General features: G+C 65.1%; 2 protein-coding genes. One reads left to right on the plus strand and one right to left on the minus strand.

Annotation, left to right across the window (positions count from 1 at the left end):
• The coding region (locus tag JOZ79_RS00675; RefSeq protein WP_294069199.1) for a PAS domain-containing protein at positions 1-1,146 on the minus strand (1,146 nt) is incomplete at its 3' end.
• 479 nt (positions 1,147-1,625) lie between these two features.
• On the opposite strand from JOZ79_RS00675, the gene JOZ79_RS00680 reads away from it, so the two are divergent.
• A partial coding sequence (locus tag JOZ79_RS00680; RefSeq protein WP_294069202.1) for a TIGR03808 family TAT-translocated repetitive protein occupies positions 1,626-2,454 on the plus strand: 829 nt, incomplete at its 3' end.

A 2,454-nucleotide genomic window follows, 5' to 3' on the forward strand; every position in this document is an offset into this window, starting at 1 on the left:
GCCAAGCTGATCGTTGACCGCCTTGAGGCCGTTGACATCAGCGATGAGGACGGTCACCGGTGCGGGACCCTTGCGCTCCAGCCGGTTCAATTCATCGACATAGAAGGAGCGGTTATAGAGCTTGGTCAGCACGTCGTACTTGCCGAGGAACTCCAGATAGGCTTCGGCCTTCTTGCGGGCGGTGATGTCGGTGAGCGCCACCTGAACGAGCGACCAGTCGCGCTCGCGCCCCGGCAACACCGAGAATTGGAGATGGACGTGCAGCAGGTCGCCTTTGAGCGAATAGTTCACGACCTCGCGTTGCTGAAAGAGCTTGCCATGCCAAAGGTCGATCAGCTGCTCGCGGAAGTGCTGCTGCATGTCGTCGCGAAAGACGTCGCGAAGCCGGCGCAGGAGCATCGGCTTGTCGGGCGCGGCAAAGAGCTCCAGCGTATGCTGGTTCACATCGATCACCCGGATTTCGCTCATGCAGCGATGGACGAATTCGGGATGGACGTCAGTGAAGACACGGAAGTCGGTGATCCCCCGGTCGCGCGCCTCGTCGAGGAGCTGCTTGACGATGCTGAAGTCCTCGACCCACAGCGACACCGGCGAGTGCTCGAAGAGGCCGCGCGCATATTCTTCGCTGATGGCGAGCTGCCGTCGCGCGTTTTCCCGCTCGCTGACATCCTCGATCGCGATCAGGACCCGCGCCCAGCTGTCTTCATGTCCGGGCAGGATGCTGCCCTTCAGCTGAATATCGAGCCTTCGGCCTGACAGGGTGTAGTTGACGGTGTTGCTGAAGAACTCCGCTCGTCCGTCCCACAATTGCGCCAGTTCCTCGACGTGAGAGCGGAACATGTCGTCACGGAAAATATTGCCGAGACCGGCAATGAGCTCGTCCAGGCCGCCGGCCTCGAACAGGGCAAGCGTCTTGCGGTTCACCTTGACGACACGAATACGATCGGAGCACGCTTTGACGCGCTCGGGATGATCGCGCAGGTGGTCGCGAAGCGAGGCGACGCCGGCGTCGCGCCATTCCTCGAAAAGCGCCTTCACGCCGCTATAGTCTTCGAGCCAAAGCGAGACGGGCGCCAGATCGAACATCTCGGCGTCGTCGCCGCCGTTCGGCCGGCCGACCGCGGCATCGTCATTCCTCTGGCGCATCGGGTACCCGCACGATTGGATGGAGCACCCGAATAGTCAGGCAAAAAGCTTAACTTAGTGCGACCGGGCGAGCCTGCTTTGGCTCGATCGAAAGTGCCCTTTCGTTTTGGTGCGAGCGGCCCCAAGCGGGATTGAAGGCCCCCGACGGTCGTGGCCGGGCCTGTCCTGGCCATCCATGCGGCGGGGCTCCGCAATGCGAGGCTTTTGCTCCTTCACGGACAGCCAAGCGGCTCGACCGCGTGGATGCCCACTGCAAGGGACCACAAGGGCGGGCATGACGGCGGGGTCTTCAGTTCAGCTCTAAGTTAGCGCCGGTGCGCACAGTGGGGGCAGTCGCTCCAATCAAACCCGCTGTAGGTCGTTCGCCCGTGCTCCGCCCGGAGGAGCCCGGCGCGTCCATCGCTGCGCCGGAAGGCTTGGTCTGGACAGTTCGTACGGGCTAGTATGCCGTTCTGGCGCGACTCACTGTGGCGGACTTCATGAACATCGACAGGCGCCAGTTCGTGGTAGCCGGCCTCGCCGCGGGCAGTCTGTTCCGCGTGCGCCCGACCCTTGCCCAACCCATCGGCGGCGCGGACGTCACCGCCGAGCTGCAGCGCGAGATCGATGCCGCGACCCGGGCCGGCCGGCCCTTCGCGGTCCCGGCCGGCCCGCTCTTTGCAACGGGGCTGCGGCTTGCCGAAGGCGCCCGGCTCATCGGCGTGCGGGGCGGATCGCGCTTGGTGCTGGCGGGCGACGGACCGCTTGTTATCGCCGAGGGGGCGGCCCGCATCACGCTCTCCGGAATCGTCTTTGACGGCGCCGCCCGCGCCCTCGACAGCGACCACGGCCTCGTCGACTGCTCAGGCGTCGCCGACCTTGCCATCTCCGATTGCGTGATCGAGCGGTGCGGCGGCGTCGGCCTGCGGCTGCGCACCTGCGGCGGCTGGATCGAGCGCAACCGGGTGCGCGACATCGCCCGCGGCGGCATCTTCTCGAGCCACGCCACTGGCCTCGTCATCGACGACAACAGTGTCGAGCGCTGCGGCGACAACGGCATCCAGGTGTGGCGGGCAAGCGGCGGCGACGACGGTACACGCGTATCGGCAAATCGCGTCACAGACATCGGCAACGCGTCGGGCGGCACCGGCCAATACGGCAACGGCATCTCGATCTTCCGCGCCGGCGGCGTGACGGTGAGCGACAATATCATTCGCCGCTGCGCCTATTCCGCCGTGCGCAACAATGGCGGGGCGAATGTCCTCGTCAGCAACAACAATTGCGCCGAACTGGGCGAGACGGCGATCTTCGCCGAGTTCGAGTTCCAGG

This window comes from Sphingomonas sp. (genome assembly GCF_019242355.1).
GTDB lineage: Bacteria > Pseudomonadota > Alphaproteobacteria > Sphingomonadales > Sphingomonadaceae > Sphingomicrobium.